General features: G+C 35.2%; 28 protein-coding genes. 7 read left to right on the top strand and 21 right to left on the bottom strand.

Features of this window, described 5'->3' with window-relative positions; all coding sequences use genetic code 11:
• Positions 1 to 528, bottom strand: a complete 528-nt coding sequence (gene msrA / locus GJV85_RS00850; protein ID WP_207562004.1) for a peptide-methionine (S)-S-oxide reductase MsrA — start codon at positions 526 to 528, stop codon at positions 1 to 3.
• Between the two features lie 147 nt (positions 529 to 675).
• Between msrA and GJV85_RS00845 the strand changes: the two genes are divergently transcribed.
• The 4 genes from GJV85_RS00845 to GJV85_RS00830 all read left to right on the top strand — a co-directional run bounded on the left by GJV85_RS00845 (position 676) and on the right by GJV85_RS00830 (position 5,326).
• A complete protein-coding gene (locus GJV85_RS00845; protein ID WP_207562003.1) occupies positions 676 to 1,713 on the top strand; it encodes a hypothetical protein in 1,038 nt (345 codons plus the stop codon).
• A gap of 3 nt (positions 1,714 to 1,716) precedes the next feature.
• Positions 1,717 to 3,516 (top strand): asparagine synthase (glutamine-hydrolyzing), encoded by a 1,800-nt coding sequence (gene asnB, locus GJV85_RS00840; protein ID WP_207562002.1) that lies wholly within the window; start codon positions 1,717 to 1,719, stop codon positions 3,514 to 3,516.
• 101 nt (positions 3,517 to 3,617) lie between these two features.
• The gene (locus tag GJV85_RS00835) at positions 3,618 to 4,886 is read left to right on the top strand and encodes a diguanylate cyclase (protein WP_207562001.1); all 1,269 of its coding nucleotides are present in this window, start codon (positions 3,618 to 3,620) and stop codon (positions 4,884 to 4,886) included.
• Positions 4,883 to 5,326 (top strand): hypothetical protein, encoded by a 444-nt coding sequence (locus GJV85_RS00830; protein WP_207562000.1) that lies wholly within the window; start codon positions 4,883 to 4,885, stop codon positions 5,324 to 5,326. Before GJV85_RS00835 ends, GJV85_RS00830 begins: the two co-directional genes overlap by 4 nt.
• A gap of 12 nt (positions 5,327 to 5,338) precedes the next feature.
• On the opposite strand, the gene GJV85_RS00825 is transcribed toward GJV85_RS00830, so the two are convergent.
• On the bottom strand, positions 5,339 to 6,835 hold the full coding sequence (locus GJV85_RS00825) for a B12-binding domain-containing radical SAM protein (RefSeq protein ID WP_207561999.1): 1,497 nt from the start codon (positions 6,833 to 6,835) through the stop codon (positions 5,339 to 5,341).
• A gap of 191 nt (positions 6,836 to 7,026) precedes the next feature.
• Here GJV85_RS00825 and GJV85_RS00820 point away from each other — a divergent pair, with 191 nt between their 5' ends.
• Positions 7,027 to 8,142: an MFS transporter gene (locus GJV85_RS00820; RefSeq protein ID WP_207561998.1), complete on the top strand. Its 1,116-nt coding sequence runs from the start codon at positions 7,027 to 7,029 to the stop codon at positions 8,140 to 8,142.
• 8 nt (positions 8,143 to 8,150) lie between these two features.
• Here the strand turns inward: GJV85_RS00820 and GJV85_RS00815 are convergent, their stop codons facing one another.
• Genes GJV85_RS00815 through GJV85_RS00800 form a run of 4 tightly spaced genes read right to left on the bottom strand, consistent with a single transcriptional unit; the run spans position 8,151 to position 10,424 of the window.
• Positions 8,151 to 8,906: a DUF481 domain-containing protein gene (locus GJV85_RS00815; RefSeq protein ID WP_207561997.1), complete on the bottom strand. Its 756-nt coding sequence runs from the start codon at positions 8,904 to 8,906 to the stop codon at positions 8,151 to 8,153.
• Between the two features lie 22 nt (positions 8,907 to 8,928).
• The gene (locus GJV85_RS00810) at positions 8,929 to 9,738 is read right to left on the bottom strand and encodes a mechanosensitive ion channel family protein (RefSeq protein WP_207561996.1); all 810 of its coding nucleotides are present in this window, start codon (positions 9,736 to 9,738) and stop codon (positions 8,929 to 8,931) included.
• Positions 9,739 to 9,787: 49 nt separating this feature from the next.
• Positions 9,788 to 10,108 (bottom strand): DUF309 domain-containing protein, encoded by a 321-nt coding sequence (locus GJV85_RS00805; protein ID WP_207561995.1) that lies wholly within the window; start codon positions 10,106 to 10,108, stop codon positions 9,788 to 9,790.
• Entirely contained in the window at positions 10,098 to 10,424 is a 327-nt protein-coding gene (locus tag GJV85_RS00800; RefSeq protein ID WP_207561994.1) for a hypothetical protein, read from the bottom strand. Before GJV85_RS00800 ends, GJV85_RS00805 begins: the two co-directional genes overlap by 11 nt.
• 92 nt (positions 10,425 to 10,516) lie before the next feature.
• On the opposite strand from GJV85_RS00800, the gene GJV85_RS00795 reads away from it, so the two are divergent.
• Positions 10,517 to 13,306: an SUV3 domain-containing protein gene (locus GJV85_RS00795; RefSeq protein ID WP_207561993.1), complete on the top strand. Its 2,790-nt coding sequence runs from the start codon at positions 10,517 to 10,519 to the stop codon at positions 13,304 to 13,306.
• 121 nt (positions 13,307 to 13,427) lie between these two features.
• On the opposite strand, the gene GJV85_RS00790 is transcribed toward GJV85_RS00795, so the two are convergent.
• The 4 genes from GJV85_RS00790 to rpmI all read right to left on the bottom strand — a co-directional run bounded on the left by GJV85_RS00790 (position 13,428) and on the right by rpmI (position 15,979).
• The gene (locus tag GJV85_RS00790; RefSeq protein ID WP_207561992.1) at positions 13,428 to 14,528 is read right to left on the bottom strand and encodes a hypothetical protein; all 1,101 of its coding nucleotides are present in this window, start codon (positions 14,526 to 14,528) and stop codon (positions 13,428 to 13,430) included.
• A 61-nt stretch (positions 14,529 to 14,589) separates the two neighbouring features.
• A complete protein-coding gene (locus GJV85_RS00785) occupies positions 14,590 to 15,141 on the bottom strand; it encodes a phosphatase PAP2 family protein (protein WP_207561991.1) in 552 nt (183 codons plus the stop codon).
• Between the two features lie 73 nt (positions 15,142 to 15,214).
• The gene (gene rplT, locus GJV85_RS00780) at positions 15,215 to 15,574 is read right to left on the bottom strand and encodes a 50S ribosomal protein L20 (RefSeq protein WP_207561990.1); all 360 of its coding nucleotides are present in this window, start codon (positions 15,572 to 15,574) and stop codon (positions 15,215 to 15,217) included.
• Positions 15,575 to 15,787: 213 nt separating this feature from the next.
• Complete coding sequence (gene rpmI, locus GJV85_RS00775) at positions 15,788 to 15,979, bottom strand: 50S ribosomal protein L35 (RefSeq protein WP_207561989.1); 192 nt, start codon at positions 15,977 to 15,979, stop codon at positions 15,788 to 15,790.
• Between the two features lie 180 nt (positions 15,980 to 16,159).
• Here rpmI and GJV85_RS00770 point away from each other — a divergent pair, with 180 nt between their 5' ends.
• Positions 16,160 to 16,384, top strand: coding sequence for a hypothetical protein (locus tag GJV85_RS00770; protein ID WP_207561988.1), 225 nt, complete (start codon positions 16,160 to 16,162; stop codon positions 16,382 to 16,384).
• A 19-nt stretch (positions 16,385 to 16,403) separates the two neighbouring features.
• On the opposite strand, the gene GJV85_RS00765 is transcribed toward GJV85_RS00770, so the two are convergent.
• From GJV85_RS00765 to GJV85_RS00715, 11 genes are read right to left on the bottom strand one after another with little or no spacing between them, the layout of a single operon-like run.
• Positions 16,404 to 16,916, bottom strand: coding sequence for a type II secretion system protein (locus tag GJV85_RS00765; RefSeq protein WP_207561987.1), 513 nt, complete (start codon positions 16,914 to 16,916; stop codon positions 16,404 to 16,406).
• A complete protein-coding gene (locus tag GJV85_RS00760; RefSeq protein WP_207561986.1) occupies positions 16,913 to 17,359 on the bottom strand; it encodes a prepilin-type N-terminal cleavage/methylation domain-containing protein in 447 nt (148 codons plus the stop codon). Before GJV85_RS00760 ends, GJV85_RS00765 begins: the two co-directional genes overlap by 4 nt.
• Positions 17,352 to 18,869, bottom strand: coding sequence for a GspE/PulE family protein (locus tag GJV85_RS00755; protein WP_207561985.1), 1,518 nt, complete (start codon positions 18,867 to 18,869; stop codon positions 17,352 to 17,354). Before GJV85_RS00755 ends, GJV85_RS00760 begins: the two co-directional genes overlap by 8 nt.
• Complete coding sequence (locus GJV85_RS00750) at positions 18,869 to 20,707, bottom strand: secretin N-terminal domain-containing protein (RefSeq protein WP_207561984.1); 1,839 nt, start codon at positions 20,705 to 20,707, stop codon at positions 18,869 to 18,871. The genes GJV85_RS00755 and GJV85_RS00750 overlap by 1 nt, the downstream gene beginning before the upstream one ends.
• A complete protein-coding gene (locus tag GJV85_RS00745; RefSeq protein WP_207561983.1) occupies positions 20,694 to 21,512 on the bottom strand; it encodes a type II secretion system protein N in 819 nt (272 codons plus the stop codon). Before GJV85_RS00745 ends, GJV85_RS00750 begins: the two co-directional genes overlap by 14 nt.
• Positions 21,496 to 22,029 carry a hypothetical protein gene (locus GJV85_RS00740; protein ID WP_207561982.1) on the bottom strand — a complete coding sequence of 178 codons (534 nt, stop codon included), beginning with the start codon at positions 22,027 to 22,029 and terminating at the stop codon, positions 21,496 to 21,498. Before GJV85_RS00740 ends, GJV85_RS00745 begins: the two co-directional genes overlap by 17 nt.
• Entirely contained in the window at positions 22,023 to 22,430 is a 408-nt protein-coding gene (locus tag GJV85_RS00735; RefSeq protein ID WP_207561981.1) for a hypothetical protein, read from the bottom strand. The genes GJV85_RS00740 and GJV85_RS00735 overlap by 7 nt, the downstream gene beginning before the upstream one ends.
• Positions 22,427 to 23,365 carry a hypothetical protein gene (locus GJV85_RS00730; RefSeq protein ID WP_207561980.1) on the bottom strand — a complete coding sequence of 313 codons (939 nt, stop codon included), beginning with the start codon at positions 23,363 to 23,365 and terminating at the stop codon, positions 22,427 to 22,429. The genes GJV85_RS00735 and GJV85_RS00730 overlap by 4 nt, the downstream gene beginning before the upstream one ends.
• The gene (locus tag GJV85_RS00725; protein WP_207561979.1) at positions 23,349 to 24,245 is read right to left on the bottom strand and encodes a hypothetical protein; all 897 of its coding nucleotides are present in this window, start codon (positions 24,243 to 24,245) and stop codon (positions 23,349 to 23,351) included. The genes GJV85_RS00730 and GJV85_RS00725 overlap by 17 nt, the downstream gene beginning before the upstream one ends.
• Complete coding sequence (locus GJV85_RS00720; protein ID WP_207561978.1) at positions 24,245 to 25,459, bottom strand: type II secretion system F family protein; 1,215 nt, start codon at positions 25,457 to 25,459, stop codon at positions 24,245 to 24,247. Before GJV85_RS00720 ends, GJV85_RS00725 begins: the two co-directional genes overlap by 1 nt.
• Positions 25,456 to 25,977 carry a prepilin-type N-terminal cleavage/methylation domain-containing protein gene (locus GJV85_RS00715; protein ID WP_207561977.1) on the bottom strand — a complete coding sequence of 174 codons (522 nt, stop codon included), beginning with the start codon at positions 25,975 to 25,977 and terminating at the stop codon, positions 25,456 to 25,458. The genes GJV85_RS00720 and GJV85_RS00715 overlap by 4 nt, the downstream gene beginning before the upstream one ends.

Genomic DNA, 25,977 nt, shown 5'->3' with positions numbered 1-25,977 from the left:
CTACTGCACTTTTTGAGGAAACGTCATCATAAACTTTTGAAGTTTTGGAGCGATTACAGCTTGGCAGTAACCCTGCGTTTGATGTAAATTATAATAATTTTGATGATAATCCTCTCCCGGATAAACCTCAGGCAACTCACTCACCTCTGTAACTATTTTATCTTCAAAATTTGCTTGATGTTTCTTTATAGAGTTTAAAATCACCTCTTTTTCATTCGCATCTGCATAATAAACTACGGAACGATACTGCGTTCCTCTATCTGCTCCTTGAGCATTCAAAGTTGTTGGGTTATGTACTACAAAAAATATATCTAAAATCTCATCTAAAGATATGATATCGCTATCGTATTTCATATCTATAACCTCAGCATGTCCGGTTGCTCCTGTGCAAATATTTTCATATGTAGGATTTGCTCTTGCTCCACCTGCATAACTACTCACAACACTCAAAATACCTTTTACATTGAGATATACTGCTTCAGTACACCAAAAACACCCACCACCTAAAACAACTCTTTTTTCACTCATAGTATCTCCTCATATAGGCACAGCCTAAATATTTGTCCAATTATTACACAATAATCTTACGAAAGATAATAAAAGTTTCTTTAAGTTATAGATTTAAGTATTAATATAATTAAAAGTTTTATAATAGTTATAAGAAAAGGATTTTATATGAAAAACTACCATAAAGTTCTCATTGTACTCTCAATATTTTTAATACCTATCACTTCCACTCTTGCTAGTAATGTTTATGAGATCAAACTTCCTGATGTTCCTAAAGTTGAAGCAGTAGTTCCAGAACCTATCACACTAAAAGTAACTGGTAGCACATCTAAAACAAATAAAGAGATACTTGAAGAGTTAAACAGAGACAAAAGTATAAAGTTTAGCAACCATAAAGCTCCTGTATATTATGAGCACAAAGAAGACTCATCAAAGGTAGCTAAGGTTGGTGAAATTTTCAATGGAAAAGTTACTGCATTTTTACATACAACATATATGGAGCAAAACAAAGTCATAGACATACTTCAAAAAGCTGGATTTGAAATTCTTGCTTCACTCCCTATAGATAAAAAAGGATTTGCAACATCAATAGTGTTTACAAATGATGAGATACTCAAAGCATCTACTAAGATAAACAGAGGTTTTGCTTCAACACTTAGAGTAACTATAGACAAAAAAAATAGACTAGTTAGTATCACAAATCCAATATTTTTTATGAACGCTTTTATGCAAGATGATTATGATAAAAAATTAGCACTCAGAACTCTTAGCACACTCAGGGATGCATTTAAAGATCTAAAAAACTCCGATGAACAGCTAAAATTTCGTATACTTAAACGCTATCAGTTCATGAAAGGACTTCCAAAGTACATGGATATGACCACAATCAAAAAAGGGAATATGCATACTCTTTTACAAAAAGCTAGAGAGTCTAACAAAGTTGTTTATGAAAAAGCTCTTTCAGTTGACTCAACTATCATAGGGGTTAAACTTGGCAGTAGAACAACTAAGTTTGTCAAAAAAATTGGTTATCAAAATGCAGGCCTCTTACCATATCCAGTTCTTATAGAGGGTGGTGAAGTAAAGATTCTAGATCCAAAGTATTATATTGCTATTATGTATCCTATGCTTAAAATGTCACAGTTCATGACTATTGCTACAACACCAGGAGCTATACATAAAGATATAGATAAAATATTTCGCTAAATAATGTGTGCAGTATTTGGAATAATTGGCGAATATAATGAATCAAAGGCTAAAAAGGCTCTCTCGCTTTTAGTTCATCGTGGACCAGACTACTGTGGCATTGTGCAAAATGAAAGACTTTTTTTTGCACACCAGCGTTTAAGCATAGTAGACTCTAACTCACGAAGTCATCAACCTCTAAAACATCAAAATATTCTACTATCCTTTAATGGTGAAATTTACAACTTTAAAGAACTAAAAAAAGAGTTAGCATTTGATTTTAAAACGCAGAGTGATAGTGAAGTCATTATTGCAGCTTATCTAAAATGGGGAGTTGATTTTGTACAGCACCTTCGTGGTATGTTTGCCATAGCTCTGCTTGATGGCAAAACACTCTACCTATTTCGTGATAGACTTGGTAAAAAGCCTCTTTATTATATGAATGACTCTTCATTTATCTTTGCATCAGAGCTCAAAGCGATAGTGCCATTTTTAAAGAAAAATGAGATGGATGAAGATGCACTTATGAGTTACCTCTCTTTCTTAAGCCCTACTCCACCCTTCACTTTTTTTAAAGGCATAAAAAAGTTAGCTGCAGGAGAGTATCTTGTCCATGAAAATGGCTCTAGCCAAGTCAAACGCTACTTTGACCTTTTAAGTGTTAAGCCAAATATTATTACAGATAGAGATGAAGCTATAGACTCTTTGAAGAGACTACTAAGTGAATCAATAGAGCTGCGTTTAAATGCTGATGTACCAATTGCTTCTCTTCTCTCGGGTGGCATTGATAGTGCAACGATAAATGCTTATGCTCTTAAGCATGGACAGAGTCTTCCTACTTATACCTTAGGATACCAAGAGTATGCTAAGTATGATGAGAGAGAAAATGCTAAGGAGAGTGCAGAGTTTTTAGGTCTGAAAAACACTCAAGTAGAGATATCCCAAAATGATTTCATAGATGCAAGCGAGAAAGTTTTTGACTCTATGGATGAGCCTATTAATGACCCAGCGGCGATTCCTCTTTATCTTCTTTTTGAAAAAATAAAAGCTGATGGATATAAGGTAGTTATGAGTGGAGAGGGAAGCGATGAACTCTTTTTAGGTTATAAGCACTATTTTGAATATCTAGACATAGAAGGTGCTTCAAATTTAGCTCATAAGAACTGGCTCAAAAAGTACTTTCGTGCAAATTTTTCAATGAACCGAGAATGGGAGTGGTACAAACGCATCTTTGATGATACTCTTCTTTTTAGAACGTCTGGCGAAAAGTTTACTGACCTGCAAAAAAATATGCTTATGCGAAGAAATGTAAAGGACAATCAAAGTCTTAAATACTTAAAGCCCTATAGAGATAGATTTGAAGCTTCAGCTCATAGTGATGAGAGCATTTGGTATAGCTACATTGATCTTAATATCTTTCAAGCAGAGCACTTTTTAACAAAACTTGATCGTGTTAGTATGGCTCACTCTATAGAGTCACGAACACCTTTTTTGGACCATAAGTTGGCGCAAAAAGTTTTTAGCATAGACCCAAAGCTGCGTTATGAGGATGGTATCACAAAATCACTTCTTAAAAAAATAATGAAACCAAAACTAACTGACTCTATACTCAAACGCAAGAAAAAAGGTTTCTCAAATCCATATATGGAGTACCTTATAAACAGTAAAAAAATAGAACTTATCAAAGATGTAAATGAACAAACGGGACTATTTAAAAGTGATAAACTAGACGAATATATACAGAGTGCATCTAATGGAAGTTTTAAACATCATATCTGGGGCTTATATGTTCTCTCTGTATGGATTAAAAAACAGTTACTCTAGAAGTATTAGATTTTTAAATACTATAAATTTCATTTTCTTCATTAGAATTAAATAATTTATATGTTAGACTAAAGACACACAACTACTTGGATAATCATAGAATGAAAAAAATACTTCTTATAGATGATAATAAAACTATACTTGAAACACTAGAGTTAACATTAACAAGCAATATTGACGATATAGAAGTAATTTGTGTAGACTCATTCACTCTTGCAAGTACAACAATAAGAAAAAATCGAGATGATATTTTTATGGCTGTTGTTGATTTACATCTAGCTGATTGTAAGCCGGGTCAAGCAGTCTCTCTCACACTTTCACATAAAATACCAACCATAGTATTAACTAGTGACGTTGATGAGAACCTCAAAGAGTTATTTCTAAAAAAAGATGTTCTAGAGTATATTTTGAAAGATTCTCTAGGCAGTATAAAAAGTGCGGTTAACTTTATCAAAAAGATAATTCGTAATTACAGTTCAACCGTACTTATTGTTGATGACTCAAAACTTTATAGGACTGTATTAAGAGAAGATTTAGAGAAACTACACCTTAATGTATTAGAAGCCTGTGATGGCCAAGAAGCCTTAGATGTTCTCAATGAAACTGAGGAAAAGATATCTTTAGTTTTGACTGATTACTATATGCCAGAAGTAGATGGCATAGAGTTAACAATGAGATTAAGGGAGGATTATGAAAAAGATACTCTCTCCATTATTGCCTTAAGTGCATCAGAGGACGAACATGCTCTTTCGGAGTTCATAAAAGCAGGAGCGAATGATTTTCTTGCTAAACCACATACTTTTGAAGGACTGAGTGTACGTATCAACTCAAACTTAGATGTTTTAGATCTTTTTCAAACAACAAAAGATTTATCAAATAAAGACTACCTAACAGGCTCATACAACAGAAGATACTTTTTTGATGCAAGCGAAGCGATAGTTGGCAAAAATGCGAGAAAAGATGAAAGTATAGTCGTAGCTACTCTTGATATCGATAAGTTTAAAAATATCAATGACACCTATGGCCACGATGTAGGTGATGCGGCAATCAAACAAATAGCAAGCCTACTTAAACAGACACTAAGAAGAACAGACCTCGTAGCTAGGTTTGGTGGAGAAGAGTACTGTATACTTCTAGAAGATATCTCTTTTGAAGATGCACAAAAACTCTTCGAAAAAATTCGTGCAACTTTTGAAGCGAATATAATAACAATCAAAGATATTACAATTCAGTACACGGTCTCTCTTGGTGTTGCTTACGGAAAAAGCTCCGATATATATGAGATGTTAAAGGTATCTGACAATGCTCTTTATGAAGCAAAGAACACAGGCAGAAACAAGGTAATAATTCACACTATAGGACAAGCATGAGCATCACACTTTTAATACAAATCATTATAGCACTAGTACTACTACTTGCTATTTTACTCTTCTTATTTATTTATGTACCGAGTCAGCAGAAGAAAAAAGAGACAAAAATCGTAAAAAAAGAGAAAAAAGTTGAGTTAGCTCCTCCAACTCTCAATGCTTTACTAAATATAGTACGAAATAAAAATACTACTTCTACAGAACTTAAAGAAGCTTTAGACTTAGTACTTGAGCATCATGGAACTATCGATAAAAAGATAGGAATTAGACCTAGTCCAAACTTTGATGTTTATGGACATCTTCTTATAATGGTATGTAGACACCCAAACACAAACAAGGACATTGTTTTAGGTTTTGATAGAGGTCTTGAGAGTAGAAACCCAACATATAAACAAGAGATAAATGAGTTTGTAACCAAAGGCTTAAACTCTAGAGGCAAATAAGAAAAAGAGAACTTATTTCTGTCTTTTATTAAAACCTGAAGAGCCTTCCACTTGCTTCGCCACAACTAAGTCAGCATAAGGCTTTAAATATGCAGGGAGTGCCCTTCCTTTTAGCTTCATCATATCTTCTATCATCTTTTGACCTACATCTTTAGCATCTATTTTTTTAATTTCGCATAGATATCTAAAGAGTAACTCCCCTAAACGCTGTAGAGATATCTTCCAAGTAGAATCCGTTTGTGAATATATCCACTTACTAAAGTCTGAAAAGTTTTTATAAACACTCTCCTCTTTCCATAGCAAAAGAATACTTTTCTTAAAGTTTCCACTATTAAAAGTCAGATCCCAAAACCTAGCAAAACGTTTCATATCTTGAATGTCATTGAACGAGAGTAGTGAGTTTTTTAATATATCATATGGGGGAATATCGCTGTAAACCATTGCAAATTCTTCATCATGGCGTTTAATATAAGTGCCTGAGAGCTTTTTTAAGATACCTATTTGTATCTCGCAACTACTCATACTTACAAGTTTGTCTAAGTTAGCTCCAAAGCTCCCTAAAGACTCTCCAGGAAGTCCTACAATAAGATCAAGGTGAATATGCGCAGTTGTTTCATTTTCTAAAAAGCTGATGTTATCTTCTATCTTATCTAGTTTCAGTTGTCTTGATATACTGTTTGCAACTTCTAAGTTAAGAGTTTGGATTCCTATCTCTAACTGAAGTGCTCCATGGGGAAAAAGCTTTATTTTTTCTCTGAGTGATTCTGGAAAGTGGTCTGGTATGACTTCAAAGTGTGCAAAATAGGGTCCCTCTTTTGCTAAAAAGAAATCAAGAATCCTATTGGCTGAGCGTATATTAAGATTAAAAGTTCTATCTACAAACTTAAAATTTCTCGCTCCTCTTTGCCAAAGTTTTTCAAACTCCTCTAATACGTCATCAAGTTTAAATGCCCTTACCTTCTCATCCATAGAAGAGAGGCAAAACTCACACTCAAAAGGACATCCACGCGAAACCTCTACATATATGTAACGGTTTTGTATATCTTCATCACTATAGTACTTGTAAGGAAGTTCTATCTCCTTTAAATTTGGCAGAGTCATAGAGATAGTTCTATCTTGCGTTATGCCATTTTGTATTTCGCTACAGAGTTTATAAAAAGCCAGATCTCCTTCTCCCTCAATGATATAATCAGCATCATCAAGGTTAACACGAAGGGGTTTATACGTTACTTCCGGTCCACCAAGAATAATGGTAGTTTTTGGAGATATCTTTTTAAGGATGTGAATAAGCTCTGAGGTTTCTAAGGCATTCCATATATAAACGCCGATTCCTATAATGTCTGGACAAGAGAGCAATAACTTCTCAGCTACACTTTGGAGAGCATCATTTATACTAAACTCAACAATCTCTGTCTCTTTTTGCAATTCCTGCATATTTGCATAGAGATATCTTAATCCTATGGCACTATGTGTGTATCTTGAATTAAGTGTTGTAAGTATGATTTTCATAGGGGAAGTTTAGCATAAACATACAAGGTAATAAAAGGGGGAAAAACCTTGTATGCTAAAAAATTGTTAATATTATTTATTCTCATTCATGAAAGGGGGTAAAACATAATTGAGATTTGATATTATATTTATTATAAGTAAATAGTAAGTAAATAGTAACTACAACTTATGAATCTTAGATATAATTCCTTATGAATATATTACTATCTACTTTTTACTTTTTTTATTTTTCTATAGTGGGTGTTTATCTCATTTTCATACCTAAGGTCCTCTCCGAGATGGCATATAACCCTACTCAGATAGGTATAATCTTTGCAGCAGCGCCACTTGTGCGTTTCATACTCCCTTTTCTTTTTATCCGTGGGCTAGAGCTAAATGTCAAGATATTTAACCTAGCACTTCTTATAATGTTCCTAAGTAGTATCGCTTTTTATCTCTCCATCAGTAACTTTTACACTCTTTTACTCTCAAATATCTTCTTAGGTGTAGGAATGAGTCTTATAATCCCCTATATAGAAGTGATATCTTTACAAACTTTGGGAAAAGAAAAGTACGGAAAGATAAGACTCTTTGGCTCAGTAGGATTTATTCTTGTAGCACTCGTGTTGGTAAAACTACTTAACTCATATACTATGGCTCTATATTTTCTCATCTTTTTAACTTTTACCACCGCTATAGTAGCTTTCATCATTGCAAAAATAAGTGTAAAAAAAGAGCCCTTGGACAAGGTAAAAGAGAAGAATGATATTAACCTATTGACTGATTGGAAACTATGGAGTGGACTTGTCTTTATGCAGATGAGCTTTGGTTCATTTTATAACTTTTTTACTATCTATGCCACAGATAATGGAATCACTCTTGACATGACTATATATCTTTGGAGTTTTGGAGTATTAGTTGAGATTGCTATGCTCTATTTTCAAGGAAAACTACTTCGTGGCAACCTACTTTATATACTACAATTTACGACATTTATCACTGCCTTTAGATGGTTTCTAGTATTTGCATATCCACAAAACATTGCCATTTTATTTTTCTCTCAAAGTCTGCATGCACTTAGTTTTGCTCTTTTTCACTCTGCGGCTATCTCTTATCTTTTTGCAATTTACAAACACAAATCTTTGGCACAACAGTTCTTCTCAGGTATCACATATGGTTTTGGTGGACTTAGTGGGGCGCTAATAGCGGGGTATATATATGACTTATATCCAAGGTACCTTTTTGTAAGTTCATCTATCTTGGCATTTGGAGCATTTTTGTTTTTGTATTTTTGGACGAAGCAGAGAAGTAATCTAGGCAGAGCCTAGATCCATTTTTAGTAGTCTACTATAAGATTCAGAGTTAAAGTTGTATCAGTATCTTGAACACCAGCTGCTGGAGTAGCAACATAGTCAACTTTATAACTCAGACCAGCAGAGAACATGTCTGAGAATTTACTAGTGAAACCACTCTTAGAGTAGATAAAGTAGTTTTTAGTCTCTTCGAATGAGCCCCTCATACTTACTTCTTGGTTAAATTTCAAGTTATCAACTATTTTCCAATCAAAAAGAGCTTTTAGTCTATAAGCAGCATAAGTATCTTCTTTTTTGTTAGTAATAGCAAGTGTATCATTAAACTTATCAGCGGCATAAAGTGCACCAGCCTCTACAGTTAGATTATGACTCTTAGCAACTATCGCTTTGTACTTTGCACCAGGACCAGTATAGTACTGATAACCAAAGCTTGAGAACTCATCTGCTTTATAACCAGCTAGATATGTAAACGCGAATCTCTTAGTAAAGTCATAATCATATGTTAATTCAGCAACATATTTATTTTTAATTCTTTCAACATCCCCGCTAGTAGCATTCTTATTAGTTGCATATTGACCATCAAGCATAGCGTTACCAACATGTTTACCCCAAGATTTTTTTGCATTTGCATCTAGATTAAAAGTTTGTGTTTGCGTATTTCCGCTTGTCTCAATATATCCTAACTCAGTATGAGTCACTAATGGAGTCTCCTCTGTTGCAGCCTGTGCTACAACAACTAAAGAGCTAGCTAGGATTGTACTTAGTAGTATTTTCTTCATTCATATTTTCCTTTTACTTGTTTTATTTATCAGTATGTATATCCATTTGTGGATAAGGGATAGAGATACCTTTTTCATCAAATGTAAGTTTTACTTTTTCAATAAGTTCAAAGTGTACAGCCCAGTAATCAGCACCATCAACCCATGCACGAGTTGTAAAGTTAACACTACTATCTCCAAGTTCACTTACTGCTACAAATGGAGCAGGATCTTTAAGTATTCTATCATCTGAAACTAAAAGTTCCATTAGAGTCTCTTTTGCAAGTTTAAGATCATCATCATACCCTATACCAAATACATGATCAACACGACGTAGTGGCTTTCTAGAGTAGTTAGTGATATTTCCACCAATGATATTAGAGTTTGGTACTATAATAGTACGGTTATCTACAGGAGAAATGATAGTAGAGAAAAGATTGATATCTTCTACTGTTCCCGTTGCTCCACCAGCATCAACAAAATCACCCACTTTAAATGGACGGAAGATTATAATTAAAACTGCCGCACCAATATTTGCAAATGAGCCCTGAAGCGCTAAACCAATAGCAAGAGCTGCCGCACCAAATATTGCCATGAAAGATGTAGTGTTTATACCTAATGCATTCAATGATGCCAGTACAACCATAAGTAGAAGGATTGAATAGACTATGCTCTCAGAAAACTCTACAAGCGTTTTATCAACATTTGCTTTTAAGAGCATACTCTTAACAACAGCAGTAAGTTTTTTAACTATCCACTTTCCTATAACAAAAATTGCAATTGCTGCAATAACTTTTAAACCATATTCTGAAGCGTACATAACAGCCATGTCAGTATATTTTTCTATTTCCATTTACTCTTCCTTTATTTTTTATAAGTGGATTGTAACATGCAATAATGATTTAAGAGTGAGTTTTATTCAAATTTATCTCTTCTATATATCGAGAGAGTTGGTAGTATCTGTTGAGATAAGGTGATTCTACCTTAAAGAGCAGTTGTCTATGCTTGAGATATGTTGCCCAAACTTTCTTACTTTGTGGAATTCGCCCTAGTTTGATAAGTTCAAAACTTACAGATGCATTTATAAATCCTTTGATGAGTTTTACTTCATGAGACTTTTCAAAACGCCGTGGAAACCAAACCTCTTCGAGTGCTTCATGTGCATCATAGTACCTATGCTCTTGTATACACTCTATATATTCATCTATTTTTTTATTTATCATCTTTAGCCTCTGGTAATAACATCATATTTTTTCTCCAGTAACCTCTACCACCCTTGAGTGAAATACAGTGCTGTTTTGGGAACTTCTTCTTGTACTCTTTGAGTCTATCTAATGTTGCTTTGCCACTATCACAGTAAAAGACAAAGACACTCCCATCAGGATAGTTTTTAAATTCATGTGGATTATATCTTACTGTGTCTGCTTTTTCAATAGGAGAGAGTATGGTATCTATCAAGATAACATCTACTCCCTCTTTTTTTAATAACTCTCTGTTTTCTAGGAACTCTTTTTGAGTCCATTCATCTGGATAATTCATAAAGCAATTATATACACTATTTGATACAAATATATTGAATCTATTAAGTTATCTGTATAATTAAGCATAACAAAAAACTGCTATAATCTCTTATGTCCAAAAAAAATAAAAAAAACAGTAAAATAAATCAAAAAATAAGAACATATTTTGACGACGCTCCTTTTGACGTTGGTATAGAAAGAGTTAGTTCTGAGACTTTAAGCGAGCTCTTCTCAGCCCTTGGTATATATGATGTTTCACACAATAAAAAACTCCTTATCAAAACAATTAGAATGATTTGGAGTGATGCCCATAGCGGGATGAAAGAGGATATTTTAAATTTTTTTGAAAATAACGCTCAAATCTATAAGGCTGACTCAAAAGAGATTCCAAACTATGATAGAGATCAGAAGATAGAACTCCTTCTTCAAGAGCTAGATACAACAAAAGAAGAAGATGCAGCGCTCTATGAGGCTTTTGAGAGTATAAGAAGTAAAAAAATAACGATAGCTAAACTAGAGTCTAAACTCGCTCATATCCGTTTTGAGAAAAAACGCGAAGAGTTACAAAAGGAATTAGAAGGCATTTTTGACATTGACGACTCATTAGAGTTTAACGCGTCTTTGCACTATAAACTCTATGATCAAGAGTTTCATAAGATTCTCACTCTTAATACAAAACCCTATGAGTATGCATATCTTCAAGAGAGCGATCTTAACGATATTGTACAAAAAATTGGGGATGATAAACTCTCCATTACAAAAGTAAAACAGGAGAGTATAGATAAGTTTATTGCGTCTCTTAAAAATCCTCACTCCTACCTAAGCCAAAAAGAGATTCTAGATGCTCTTCGCTCTACTCCGCCAAAAACAGCTCTTAGTTATCCACTCATTCCTAAAAAAACTATAGCGTGTATAGTGAGCGAAAAAATAGATATGTCGCAGATTGACATTCATGAACAAGAGCTACTTTTAGTAGTGGAAGAAAAACTCACTCTTCCTTACTCAGAACTACAGCTAGCTTATAATTTAGAATTGCATATTGAGCTTAACGGCCTATTGGAAGATATCTGGAACTCTAACAGATTTAACTTTGACTCACTCAAAGAAGAGAGTAAAAAAGAGTATGAGAATGAATTTTTAACAGCTCTAAACTCTCTGGTCAATGAGTGTTCCAAATATGCAACGCTACTGCATCTAAGTGATGAAGTACTTCATAACAAAGTTTATGAGTTTCTTCTTGATCTTATGCCGCATAGTCTAAACATAACTCCAAAAATAAGTAAAAAAGTAATCCGTCGTTTCATTCACTCCATATCTGAACTACTCATCAAAAAACAACGCCAAGAGCTCTTAGCTAGAACCATAAGAGATTTTAAAAACCTCTTTCCACTCGCACGCGAGATGCGAAGAAAACTAGTCTTACATATAGGACCAACCAACAGTGGAAAAACATATCAGGCAATGAAGAAGCTTGAGAGTGCTGATACTGGCTACTACCTTGCGCCTCTGCGTTTACTAGCGCTTGAAGGATATGAAGGGCTTAAGTCTAAAGATATAGAGAGCTCACTCATAACCGGTGAAGAGCAGATAATAGACGATAACGCAACGCATATAAGCTCTACCATAGAGATGTTAAACTTTGAAGTAGACGTAGACGTCTGCGTTATAGACGAAGTGCAGATGATAGATGATAGGGACCGTGGATGGGCCTGGGCAAACGCCATCATAGGAGCGCCTGCCAAAGAGATTATCATGACGGGTTCTACTAACTCTAAAGAGGCCATTATCGCTTTAGCTGAGTATCTTGGAGAAGAGTTAGAGATAATAGAGTTTGAGCGTAAAAACTCACTCTCACTGCTTGAGACTCCTACTGACGTAAAAGACGTGGAAGAGGGAACAGCCGTAATAGCGTTTAGTAGAAAAGACGTACTCAGACTCAAACAAAACTTTTCAAAATCATTTAAAGTAAGCGTAGTCTACGGGAACCTCTCTCCTGAAGTAAGACGAGAAGAAGCGCGGCGTTTTCGCTCTGGTGAGACAAAAATACTAATAGCAACCGATGCAATAGCTATGGGGATGAACCTCCCTATAAAAACCATACTTTTTTCAAAAGCAGAAAAGTTTGATGGGATATCTCAGAGAAATCTTCTACCATCGGAAGTCCATCAAATATCAGGACGTGCTGGTCGTTTTGGCCTTAAAGAAGAAGGGTTTGTGGGCGCTTTAAACAGCGACACGTTAAAGATAGTCAAAAAGAACTTTTATAAAGAGGCTAAAACAATAACTATCCCTTTTAAAGTGATGGCAAATCTAGAGCATATTCGACTAGTTGGAAATATTTTAGAAGAGAGGTCACTTGAAGCCATCCTAGCTTTTTTTGTAAAAAATATGGAATTTAATGGCCCTTTTTATGCTTCTAGTCTTGACGATATGCTAGAAGCTTCAAAGATAGTTGATCATTACGACTTAGATATAGCCACAAAGTATCACTTAGCCTGTGCACCATTAACGCTAAAGTCTCCCTATATCATAGAATCTTACGAGAGATATATTCACTCTCTTGAAAAAGAAGAGCCTGTGCGCTACATAGCACCATCAATAGTTGGAGATCATGCAAGAACGGCGGACGAGCTTCTTCGAGCTGAAGATATGGTAAAAGAGATATCTCTTTATCTTTGGCTCAGTTATAGGTTTGGAGAGTATTTTATAGATGAGGCTAAGGCCAGACAATATAGAGGTGTTTTAAACAAGTACATAGAAGAGACGCTACATATCGCTCAACTCGCTCAAATGTGTAAAATGTGTTCTGCTCCACTTCCGCTAAACTCAAAGTATGCTATTTGTCAATCTTGTTTTAAGAAAAACTATACACATGGACGGGGTAAAAGAAAAACTCGTTAACAGTTAAGATTGTATGCAATTGATTGTTTTACTAAAAAGTGGTTGAAAGTATAGTTTGTTTAGGAAGAAGGAAAGAGAGGAATCATAAAAGATTCTCTCTCAGTAAAGAAAAGTTTCCTATTTAGCCATTAAGGCCCGTAGCACCTGTTGGTAGTTTTATAGGAGCTGTAGCATTTGCACATGTACCAGGTGTACCAGGTGTATAAGTTCCACCAGCATCTTCACAAGCTTTTCGCTCTGCAGCTGCAGCATCACTAGCAATACTAGCAGCAGTAGTCGCTGCTGCAGCTACTGAAGCACTTGAATCAACTGCAGTTGTATTATTGTCTACTGCAGTTTTTATATCAGCTGCAACAGTATCATTTACAACTATGATACCACCATTAAACGCGTTTAAAGTATCTGCAGCACTAGCATTAGGATTTGCTTCAACAGCTGTCTTAATTGCTGCTGCCGTGTTCACCGCTACTGTCCCTATAGAGTCAGCTTGAGATGCAGCCTTAGATGTTCCTGCTACATCACCTGCTAAAGCAGTGTTTGCCGTAGCTGATATCGCAGTTGATACATCTGCACTAGTCATCTCGTTTACTTTTTTAGTTTTTAAAGTTTTAGCAACTTCTTTAACAGCAGTTTTCATAGCTTGTGCTGTAGATGTTTTTGCACCTGTACTTGAAGCAGAAACAGTCACAGAAATCGTATGTATTATCGCTTGAGCTTGACCCATACCTGATAAAACAGCTTTTCCATCAGCAGTATCAGCTGATTTAAAAGGATTAAACTTTGTAACGATTACACCATCTGGAATTCCAAGTGCAGTTTTAATACTTTTTTCTGCAGCTTCTGCAGAATCTCCAGATTTAATAAGAGCTTGTACTAGTGAAGTAACAGGGCTACACACTGTTGAACCAGCTGGAGCTGATAAAGAACCAGTAAAAGCCTTACCTGTACCCATATCTATACCACCAGTTAAGAACAGTGGACCTGTTTCATTAGTTGTATTTACAATGTTAAAATCACCATATACATCTGTTGTATCAGATGGTTCATTTGCATCACACTCTTCATTTTCATTAAAGTCAATACATACTGTAGCATTTGCTATAGCACCATCAAATGCCGATCCGCTGCTTGTTACAGTTGGGATATTGTTATCACTACAACCAGACACCATTAATAGCGCTGCTAATGTTGCCGATAAAGGCAAAATTTTACTTAATTTCATTTATAACTCCATTGTTTTAATTTACTAATATAATATTGCCGTAAATAAACTTAGATGAACATTACCAGACATAAGAAATCACCATTTTTCTCTTATTTGATGTTAAATCTAGGCTATATTCAATATTTTCATACTTACTTGTAAAAAAATATGACGAGAGTGAGCCTATAACTGCCCCAGCTATAACATCTCCTATGTAGTGTTTCTCAGACACTACTCTAGTGTATCCTACAAATGTAGCTCCAATATAAGAAAGTATAGCTTTTTCTAAGCCGTAGCGTTTATGTAAAAATGCAGCACTTTGAAACGAAAGAGAAGTGTGTGCGGAAGGAAATGAGTGATTATCACTTCTGTCTGGTCTTTGTGCGTCTACGCTGTACTTGAGTCCATAGGTAACGACGGCATTTGTCGCAAATGATTTATAGTACTCGATTCGTCCATCTTTATCGTCTTGATAATGGGTGTAAGCGTAAGATGACGCAGGAAGCAATAACATTACGATATCACCTGCTCTTTCGAGATCTCTATCTTGCGCATTCAGTTGCAAAGTATATAATAATGTAAGTAAAGTTGTAATTTTAAATAGTTTATTTATGATTTTCATAAGTGCCATAGTAGCATCTTATTACTTTATAAAGTGAGTATGAAGAGATTAAAGAGGTGCTAGTCCCCAAAAGGGGAGTAGACTATTTTGCTAGTGCTGCTTTTGAAGCTTCTGCAACTGCAGTGAATGCTGCTGCATCATTCATCGCCATATCAGCAAGAATTTTACGGTCAAGCTCGATACCAGACTTGTGAACACCGTTCATGAAAGTTGAATAATTCATTCCATTTAAACGAGCCGCTGCGTTAATACGAACGATCCATAGTTTACGGAACTCACGTTTTTTCTGCTTACGGTCACGGAATGCGTACATCATTGAACGCTCTAATTGTTCCTTAGCTTTTCTAAAGTGTTTACGACGACCACTATAGAAACCTTTTGCTAATTTTAATATTCTTTTGTGTCTTTTTCTACGAACGACACCAGTTTTTACTCTTGGCATGTTTTTCCTTTTTCTTTACCTTGTCGCTATATTTCACTACATAATGAATAGAGTCCATTTTGTAGGCATGGACATTATATCCCTACAACCCCCTAAAGCTACTCATATAAATATGAGAGATTCACTGAGCCATACTCTACACGATCAGGGTGCCACTACTTTGGTGGTCTTGCCCAACTCTTTAAAGTTGGAGATTTATAAATTAACTAAAAACTAGTTAATCATAGCCTTAATGTTTTTTTCATCTGCTGGCGCAACAACTTTTGGGCTGTTTTGCTCACGACGAGTCTGTGCATCTTGTTTAGTTAGAATATGGCTTCTAAACGCAGTTCCACGTTTAACAGTACCGTTTTTCTTAACCTTAAAACGCTTTACAGCGCCTTTTACCGATTTCATTTTTGGCATCGATGGCTCCTTTGTAAAATTCTCATCCACTAATTTAATTTTATTTGCGAACAAGTCCACAAATAAATCGCTAGCCACTCGGGCACTAAAGCTAGCCTCTAAAAGAGGCAGAAAATATGTTAGTGTTTTTGAGATTGGGATTATACCCAAAATTTTCTAAATTTTTGCTATACTCCGCTTATGAATTCAATTAAACACATAGAAAACGCACTTAAAGAGCTTGATGATGAAGTCCAAAAGATACTTTTAGATTGGGGCATTCCTCTAAATGAAAAAGACAATTTAATGCTGCCAATACTACAGCAAAAAAAAGTACTTACTCAAACACTTGAAGATTTAACATACTTAAAAGAGCACCCGCCAACGCCAAATCAACCTTGTGGCATCTCTAAGCATAGAGAGTAAAATCATCCCAAGCAAAGCACTATTTACTGTTTAGTGCTTTTATCTTAAGTAGTATCTCGTTTTTCATTTGAAACTCTATATTCACAAGATACTCATTTGATTTTTGATCTTGTGATTTATAAACTCTAAATATCTCTACGTCACCAAGATAATCCCCTTCAAATTCGCTCTCAACTCCTAGTGGATACTCTTTAAACTGCTTTAGCGACTCTAGCCTATAAAGTTTTTTCTCTTTCACTATATACGCTATATATGGATTTATCCTATCATGAATGGAGTGCGAAGTTTGTGCATAAAAGACATCTTCAGTTTTACTCTCATTAATAATATTTACACTCGATGGTTTTAAAAGCGAAAAATCTAGATAGATGGTTTTTTTAAGAAGTTCAATTTTTTCTATCTTTGTAACCTCTTTTTCATATATCTTATTTGAGATATTTAACTCTGCATAACTCTTATATAAAAAAATCATAATAAGTGAGAGTATGGCAACTGAAACCATAAGCTCAACAAGTGTAAAAGCTCTTCTCATTGCATTCTTACTCGCATAATAGATGTAGTAAACTCTTCTGTTTTTAGAAGCGTTCTACCTATCTCAAAGACTACTCCCGTAGACGCGTTTTGCTCACTATCGTCAAACTCACTCGTATCGATTGTATTTAGTTCTTCATAATCAAGTTTTACTTTCATAGAAGACAGTTTTCGTCTCAAGTCGCTTTCCACGTCAAAATTGTCTACTAACGTTTTCATATCAATGTTGCTTTTTTCATAGCCATATTTATCACCATGATAGAGTAAAAAAGAGTTATACTGGGTACTGTTTACCATCTCTTTGATTCTGAAAAATTTCTGATTTGAATTTCCTCTCATCTGGAGTAATGAAGCGATTACAACTGAGACTATCATAACCGAAACCATCACTTCCATAAGAGTAAAAGCATTTCTATTACGTGATGCTTTACTTGCGTTATGCATGCCCTAAACCGATACGTATCGCTTCATCAAGAGACGTTTCACCATCAAGGAGCATTTGAGAGAGTTGGCGAGATATGGTTTTTAAGCCATCTTTTTCTAGTTCTGTTTTGATAGTATGCTCATCCGTTGTAGTTTTAAGTAGGTCTTTTACCCTATCGTTCATAACTAAAAGTTCGCCAATTGAGCGTCGACCTGAAAAACCACTGTAGTTACAAGCCTTACATCCATTGCCTTTAAAAATCACCGCATCTTTGGGAAGGTCATAATCATCCGCAAAGTTTTCTGCTAAATCATCTTCCTCTTTACACTCTTCACATAAGACACGAACAAGTCTTTGTGCTAAAATCCCTAGTAGAGATGAAGAGATAAGAAAAGGTTCGACATTCATATCTGCTAAACGCGAGATAGTCGCTGCAGCTGAATTTGTATGCAGCGTTGAGAAAACCAAGTGTCCGGTAAGGGCTGCGCGAACCGCTATTGCCGCTGTCTCTTCATCACGGATCTCCCCAATCATAATAACATCTGGATCTTGACGAAGAATAGAACGCAGAGCCGCGGCAAAAGTAAGCCCCACTTTCTCATTTACTTGAATCTGTGCAATATGATCAGACTTATACTCAACCGGGTCTTCAACCGTTATAAGATTTTTATGAGGCTCTTCAACTTCACGTAAAAATGAGTGAAGCGATGTCGTTTTACCCGAACCAGTTGGACCAGTAACTAAGATGATACCGTGAGATGAACGCAGTAGTTTTCTTACGTCGCCAATTAGTGAGTCATTAAAACCCAGTTCTGTAATCTGTGGTATTTGAGAACTCTGCATAAGTAAACGCATAACAACCCGCTCGCCATAAAACGTAGGAAGAATAGATACACGAATATCTAAAACCTCTCCCGCAATTTTAATCTGCGTTCGTCCATCTTGCGGAATCCGTTTTTCAGATATGTCAAGATTTGAGATAACTTTTATACGACTAACTATTAAACTAACTACCTTCTTATCTAGGTCAGCATTTTTAGCAAGCATACCATCTACACGAAATCGTACTTCGCCTTTTTTCTCTTGAACTTCTATGTGAATATCTGAAGCTCGTTTTTTAACGGCTTGATAAAAAAGAGCGTTTACAAACTTAATAATTGGAGCTGACTCTTCACTTGTTAAGATATCGCTTGACGTTCTTAAAAAATCCGTTAGAGAGATATCCTCTTCATCTTCTTCTTTATCAGAGTCTTCTTGCATCGTCTCTATCGCTTTATCTGTACGAAGCTCCAAAAACTTGTTATATAGTCTATCAAATGAGTCTTCATCAAGCATATAAAGAGAATATTTATTTTCTATCTTTGTATAGTAGTTACTCGCTTCTACAAAGTATCTCTCACAAACAAACGCGCAAACGTCATCCTCAAGTTGGCTAAAAAGAAGGTAGTTTTTGACGCTGATGTCTGTAACTAACTCTTCAGGCTCATAAACCTCTAGTTTCAGGTTGTGTAGGGGTTCTAAATTTAACACTAGTCTATCTTCTCTTTATTTGAGTTAAAGCCTTTCTCTTGTATCTCTTTGAAAACTTTATCGTTATATTCTGCTTGAAGAGATGAAAGTACACCTAACTCTTGCTGGAGTTTTGAAAGTTTTTCACTTTTATCTATTACAAAAGGTGTAAGAATAACAACGAGGTTATCCTTCTCTTCTGTTGTACTAGTAGATGAAAAGAGATACTCTCCAATCCATGGGATATCTCCCAAAAGAGGAACCTTACTTACAGCGTCTCTATCATAAGTTTTAACAAGCCCTCCGATTATAATGCTCTCTCCATGACGAAGAATCGCCTGAGTTTTTACCTCTTGCTTTGACGTAACTGGTTGTCCCGTTGCGTTATTGCTACCATCATCCAAGATGTTTTCAAGTATTGCTTCAATGTCAAGTGTTACCTTGTCCGTTGATGAAACGCGAGGTTTTATTTTAAGAGTCAAACCAACGTCCTCGCGTTTATAGCTACTTGTTAGTCCCGCTCCAACAGTTGTATTTGAAACTGTTCCCGTTGAGACAGAGATTGTTTTACCCACATAAATTGATGATTCTTTATTATTAACACAAAGTATAGATGGGTTTGATATAGACTTTGAAGCTCCATTTGCTTCTAAAAAGTCCATTGCCGCACCTAAAGCAAAGCCTTGTGTAGCACCACTTCCTACAACTGAACTAGCCAAAGCTGTACCGATGATTCCAGGAGTTGTAGCCCCACCAAAATTAGCTGAAAATGAGTAAAGTCCCGAAGCGGTAAGCGCTCCTGCGTCAAAACCATATTTAATCCCGATATCCTCACTACTGTTTTGATTTATTTCAATAATTCTAGCTTTTACATAAACTTGATACTTCTCTTTATCAAGCTCGTCAATTATTAGCTTAATCCCTTTTACTATCATTGGGTCGCCTATGGCGATTATGGCGTTTATCTCTTCACTTGCCGATACGTTTGGTTTCATAAGGGGGTCTGCAAAAGTCTGTTTTGAGATGATATCGTTTAGAGAAACCGCAACAGTTTTAGCATCTGAGTTTTTCAGTTCATAAATCTCAACGCCATTACTTATAGTTGACTCTACATCAAGCTCTGATATGAGTTTTTCCACTCGACCTACATTTTCGCTATTTCCGACAACAATAAGACCATTTATATTGTCATCGAGTATTATTTTAACAATCTCAGATGTAACTTTTTCATTAAATATAGACTTAGCTATATCCACAAGTTTTGTTTGTAGTTTTTTAACGTTTGCATGTTGTATCTGTATGATTTTTACGATAGCCGAATTATTTGTGTCTATGTCTTTTATAACTCTTTTGATAGTCTCAATATTTTTTGGATAATCTGTTAAAAGAATTAGATTACTCTCTTTCATCGTCATAAGTTTTGCAGTTTTTGAGATAAGGTAACGGATCTTTGCCGCCACTACATCTACATTTTCACCTTTTACTGGGATAGCCTGAGTCACCATCATGGAACCATAAACTTTTTTGCCCTTGTTTACTACTACTACATTGTTTTTAGCAGCTTCAGTTGAACGCACAACCTCATAGATAGAACCATTTCTTACTAAGGTGAAGCCTTTTGACTCAAGAACTGAAACCAGTATTCCGATAAGTTCATCATCATATACAGGTGTAGTACTTACAAAGTTTACCGTCCCGTTTATTTTATTATTTATAAGAATGTTTTTCTTCGTAATTTTTGATATCAATGTAATAAAATCATCTATTTGTAGATCTGAAAAATTTACATTTACCTGTTCTCTTGCGTTTAAACTTACAATGAGTAGCGTTGTTAAAAATATGCTCTTAATTAATTTCATATACTAGTTCCTTCTCTTGATTGTTTCTTCTAACTACTAGCTCTATCACATCTATCTTATCGATTTTTTTATAAAGTTCTAGTGCGTCTTTATAAGATTTTAAAACAATATTATTTGCTTTAATGATTACATCGCCCTTCATTAGTCCTAGTTCAGCCATTTTTGAGCCTGCCTTAATCCTATTTACTATAAAGCCATCTATTTTACCACTCTTTTGAACAGGGGAGATAGCTATATCTTTCCAGATTTGATCTGGATGTTTTGAGTAATAATTTATATCTTGTTTGCTGACCGGTCTTGTGGAATCATCTGGCTCTTCTACTCTTTTTATTGAGCTTTTTGTATTTTTAGCCGCTTCTTCATTGAGCATAAGAACATACTCTTTACCTAGCTTAGAAAATAAAACCCTATCTATGAGTATCTCTTTAAGTTTGTAACCTTCATAGCCTTCGCCTACAGCAACTATAGTTGTCTTTTTTGCAGCTGATTTTTTAGCAACTATGGCAAAACCATTATCCCCTTTCCCATAAAGGCCTTTTAGAATCAAGCTATTTATACTTGTTGTAGATATACTACTGGTCACTGATTCTTTACTCTTGGCTTGTTCAACTACTTTTGCAGGGATGAGCATATTTTTAAAGTCTACTCTTTGATACTTGGCTTGGTACGAATTTGCAGCATTTAACTCAACTCCCTCACTTGGCAGAAACCACCAAAGAACTAATGATATAAGCTTTGCAATAAGTAGTAGAGTTAAGAGTGTTGTAAAAATTGAGAGTAGTTTTGAATTAGAAAGTTTTTGCATATCTATACTCCCCGTTTTCATCTTTTTTAAATTGTCTCAGAGATTTTTGATACTTACTTAGCATCATCTTAGATGGTGTTAGTACCACATCAACACTCCTATCTAAAATACTTAGAGTAGCAGTAGCCTCTCCAAACTCCCCTACTCCCTCGCAGATAATATAGAGTGGGTTCAGAACTGTATGGGTGATTTTCACACTATCTATCTTTGATGGAGCAAATGAGTCAACCAAAGATGAGAGTTTTATGTCGCTAAACGCTATAGAGTTGTATGCAAGGAGTAGTGTTATATCAGCCTCTTTTATAAGGGCACTATCTATGCCCTTCACACTCACATGCATATCTTTTATGTTTAATGAAAAAAGTTTATCCTCTACTCTCTCTTGCGAGACTATTACCTCAAACTGCTTTAAATTCTTTTCTAAAAAAAAGTAGGCATTACTTTTAGGAGTAAAAACGATAAGTGCCATAATAAAGAAAATCATATACGCAAAAAATTTAGCTATCTTTTTTACCATTTTATCTCCATATCTAAGCTTGCTTTTGTTTCACTCAGTTTTTTAATCTTAAGTCTTGTGATGTTATATGAAGCGTTTAAAATTTTACCCATCAAAGAGTTTAGTGCTTTTGCATCTATACTTTTTGATGCTATTGAGATAGATGACTTTGTGCGTTTGATATCTAAGTCAGTTGATCTTAATGTCGACTGATTTAGAACTCTATCTATTGCTTTTTTCGTTTTACTTTTTGACGCATATACCTCTTTAAGGGAGCTCAGTTCAACCGCTAACTTTTCACTCTCAGCATAGCTATCACTCGCATCGACTAACTCTTCTTGTAAGTTACTAAGTTGAAAGAATGTAAACGCCAACAGCGCTATTAAGAAGGCTCCTATATGAAGTGGACTAATTTGATTCATATCTTCATCTCCACTTTAAGGCTCTCTTTATTTAATGATGTAGTGTATTTTACATTTTTAGAATCTAAAACAGACAAAATAGCTTTTTTATTACTCTTAGAAACACCGCTAATACTTACAGTTAGAAGCTTATTTGCATACTCCATTGAAGTTATTTTTTGATCTGCTTGTAGCCTCATTCCTAAAAAGTAAGAGATATATTCACGAACACTACTCTGCATCTTATAAATATTTTTATATCGCTCGAGGGTTGATCTGTTTTGCATCATAGTTGATTGAAGTTTATACTTACTAAAGAGTTCCTCCTTAGAATCATTAACCTTACCTATCTTATATGATGTTATAAATCCTTCGATTCCTACTAGAACTATCAGTGCTATAAAGACTCCTGCTATTTTATAGAGACTACTATTTTTTACTATATGCCCATACTGCTGTAATTTTATGGTATGTTTTGAAAGCTCTAACGAACTTAAATCTAAATCCTGAGGTTCTTTCACCCATTCCGTAGGTGCCATAACAACTGTTTCATCTTGAATGTATAAGCTATTTTCTTCATTTATTTTTATAGCTGATTCTAGATTTTTGAACTCACTTTGAGCAAAATGAACGCTTTTTATATCTGCGGCACTAATTTCATTTTGACTCAGTAGTTCAAGAACTTTTTTATCCTCATAAGCAAAAATAAAAAAACCACCCTCAGTCTTATAGGCGCTATAGCTGTAGTGACCTGATACAAGTAAGTCTTCGAAAATTGAAGGAAGCAGTTTTTTTACTTCTCTCACCGACTTAACTGGCAGTGTTACTTTTTTAACCCAATAGAGTGACGGAGAGAGAATAATATCTACTTTTTTATCTCTATCATACTCTATTTTCTCCTTGTATGAAGGGTCTAAAAATAGTGTTATGCTACTGCGTTTAAATGTCATAAACAAAGTTGGATCCCTTTTTAGTTTTTATATCATACTCAAACCCAATGGTAGAGCTACTTGTATCTTTTCTTATCTCTAGCTCAACATAAACTATTGGCTCAAAAAAACTAGTTTTAAACTCTGCTAAACGTAGTTTTTCATCAGGTGAAAGGTCTAAATCATCCACAGAAGAATAGGCTCCACCCATCTCATTAAGAAGTATAGATCTATCCCTATCAATCCCTAACATCATCTCCCATACCTCTGGCGTTGCATAATTAAGGTCTATCGAGGTATTAGACTCATCGCTAAAGTAAAACAGCGCGTCTAAGTTTATATTTTTTAAACTGTTCTCGTTGTACTCTTTTTCGTAAAAATCGTTTATTTTTTGTAAATGTTTAGATGAAGCTATATAATCCCTAAAAAGATAGGGATTTTCATCAAAAATGGCGCTATTATAACTATTGTCAGCTTTAATGCCGCTCATATTATCAACTAAAATATCTACGTAATCACTATTTATCATATAATTATTACAATACTGTCTCATCATATCAGCTCTATGAGCGTTAAAGTTCTTAGGGTTAAACTTTGACCTTGCGCTCTTTATCTTTATGACAAGTTCAACTCCTGAACTCTGAAGAGGAATAAATCCAGCTTGAGATAAAAATATGAAAAATTCTTCTGAAGAGTTTGCGTCAGCTACGCTTGTAAGCTCTGGGGAGTTACGTAAAACACCTAATATATCCTCGAGCAACATACTACTTTGATACATAAAACTTTCATCTTTTATTTCATCTGAGGCCTTATTAATCTGCTTAAGGCTAAATCCAATGGCTACAGTAATGACTATGACAAACATGATAGTTATTAGCAGAGCTATCGCGTTTTTTTTGCTTTGCACTAGTTGATACTCATAGAGAAGATTGGCAGGAGCATAGCCGAGACGATAAAACCAATACTGCCACCGACAAAAAGCATAAGAGCAGGCTCTAAAAGAGTAAGTAGCAAAGATATTTTCTCGCGATTTTCTTCAAAATAAAGCTCTGAAACGTTTGTTAAAACATTTTCAAGTTGTGAGGTCTCTTCTCCAAGCGCTATAGACTGGATAAAGGCGTTATCTATTTTTGTTTTGGACTCATTGAGCGCTTTTGAGAGGAGTTTTCCCTCAACTACCTTTTTACTAGCCCTAACAAAGAGCTCTTTTATAACAAGGTTATTCAAAATGTTCGCACTAAGATTTATAGTTTGCACAAAAGGAACGCCTGAGCGCGTAAGAAGCGAAGCGATGTAAGAAAAACGCGCGAGTTCGCTTTTTAGCGCTATCTCCCCAAATAGAGGTAGAGTAAGCATCAGTTTATCAACGCCATAAGAGAAGGCGTACACTTTTTTTCTCAAAGTTACAAAAAGAACGACAAAGGCAAAAATAGCTCCTAAAACAAACTGGAAGTTATTGCTAAAAAAATCACCTGCGGCGATTACAAACTGTGTTGAACCGGGAAGTTCTTGGTCCATGTTTTCAAATATACCAGTAATCTGTGGGACTACAAAAGTAAGCATAAACGCTATCATTACCAATGAGATGATAATCATAAAAGACGGGTAGGCAAACGCTCCCTTTATCTCCTTATGAATTCTATCTTGCTCTTTTAAAAAACGCGACAACTCAAGTAAAACTTCATCTAAGATACCGCCACTCTCACTTACTTTGATGGACTCTTTAAAAAACGCTGGCAGCTCCACTATCGTTTGAGCGTCTAACGCGGCGTAAAAGTTTTGTCCCTCATCAAGGTGGGTACTTACAGTCGAGAGAAACAGTTTCATCTTTTTGTTTTTCTCATAGTGCGTTTGCACAATCTTTAGCGCAGAAACTATGGAGATACCCGAGCGAATGTACATGGATAACTCACGGGAGAGTGAGGAGAGTTCTTTAGGCGGAATCTTATACTTAGAACTAAAGTCAAACTTCTCATAAAAAGCAGGTTCATCCTCGTTTAAAGTATGGTAAATAACGCTCTGAGCTTTTAGTTTACTCTTAGCTTCTTCGAGTGATAGCGCCTCAATTCTGTCACTAACTTTTTTACCCTCGGCGTTTATGCCCTTATACTTAAATATCACTGCATAATCTCCGATGTAAATTCTCTTTTAGCACTTACTAACTCCTCTATAGAATCATAGACTATGGTTTTTTGAAAATAACTAGAGTAGTCATAGGCTTTTTCTTCATACACAACTATAAGCTGATCCGCAACTAAATTTTTACCTACGTCAAAAGAGAAACATACGCTCTCTTGAACGTCTTCTTCGTTAAAAAAAACTCTCGGTTTAACCTCTGTAGCGCCTTGAAGAGCGTCATAATAATAAACTTCTATGCTCTCATCAAAAAAACTCTTCAAACTTTCTACTTTTTTATCATCTACATAAACGCGACACTCGCTGCAATCATCAAGACATAAAAGTCTAACCTTAGAGACGTCGTCTTTTACGTAACTCAAAAGATACTCTTTAAGGTTTGACAAACTTGGAGACATTTTCTGCTCAGAAACGCTCTTGAGTTTTGTAATGGCTAAAGTATATACAACTCCGATAATCACGATGACTATCATTAGTTCTATGAGAGAGAAGGCTTTTTTCAA

Origin of the sequence: Sulfurimonas aquatica, from assembly GCF_017357825.1 — a bacterium.
GTDB lineage: Bacteria > Campylobacterota > Campylobacteria > Campylobacterales > Sulfurimonadaceae > Sulfurimonas > Sulfurimonas aquatica.
The sequence above is the reverse complement of the archived record's forward strand: the minus strand, read 5'-3'. Positions and strand labels throughout refer to the sequence as shown.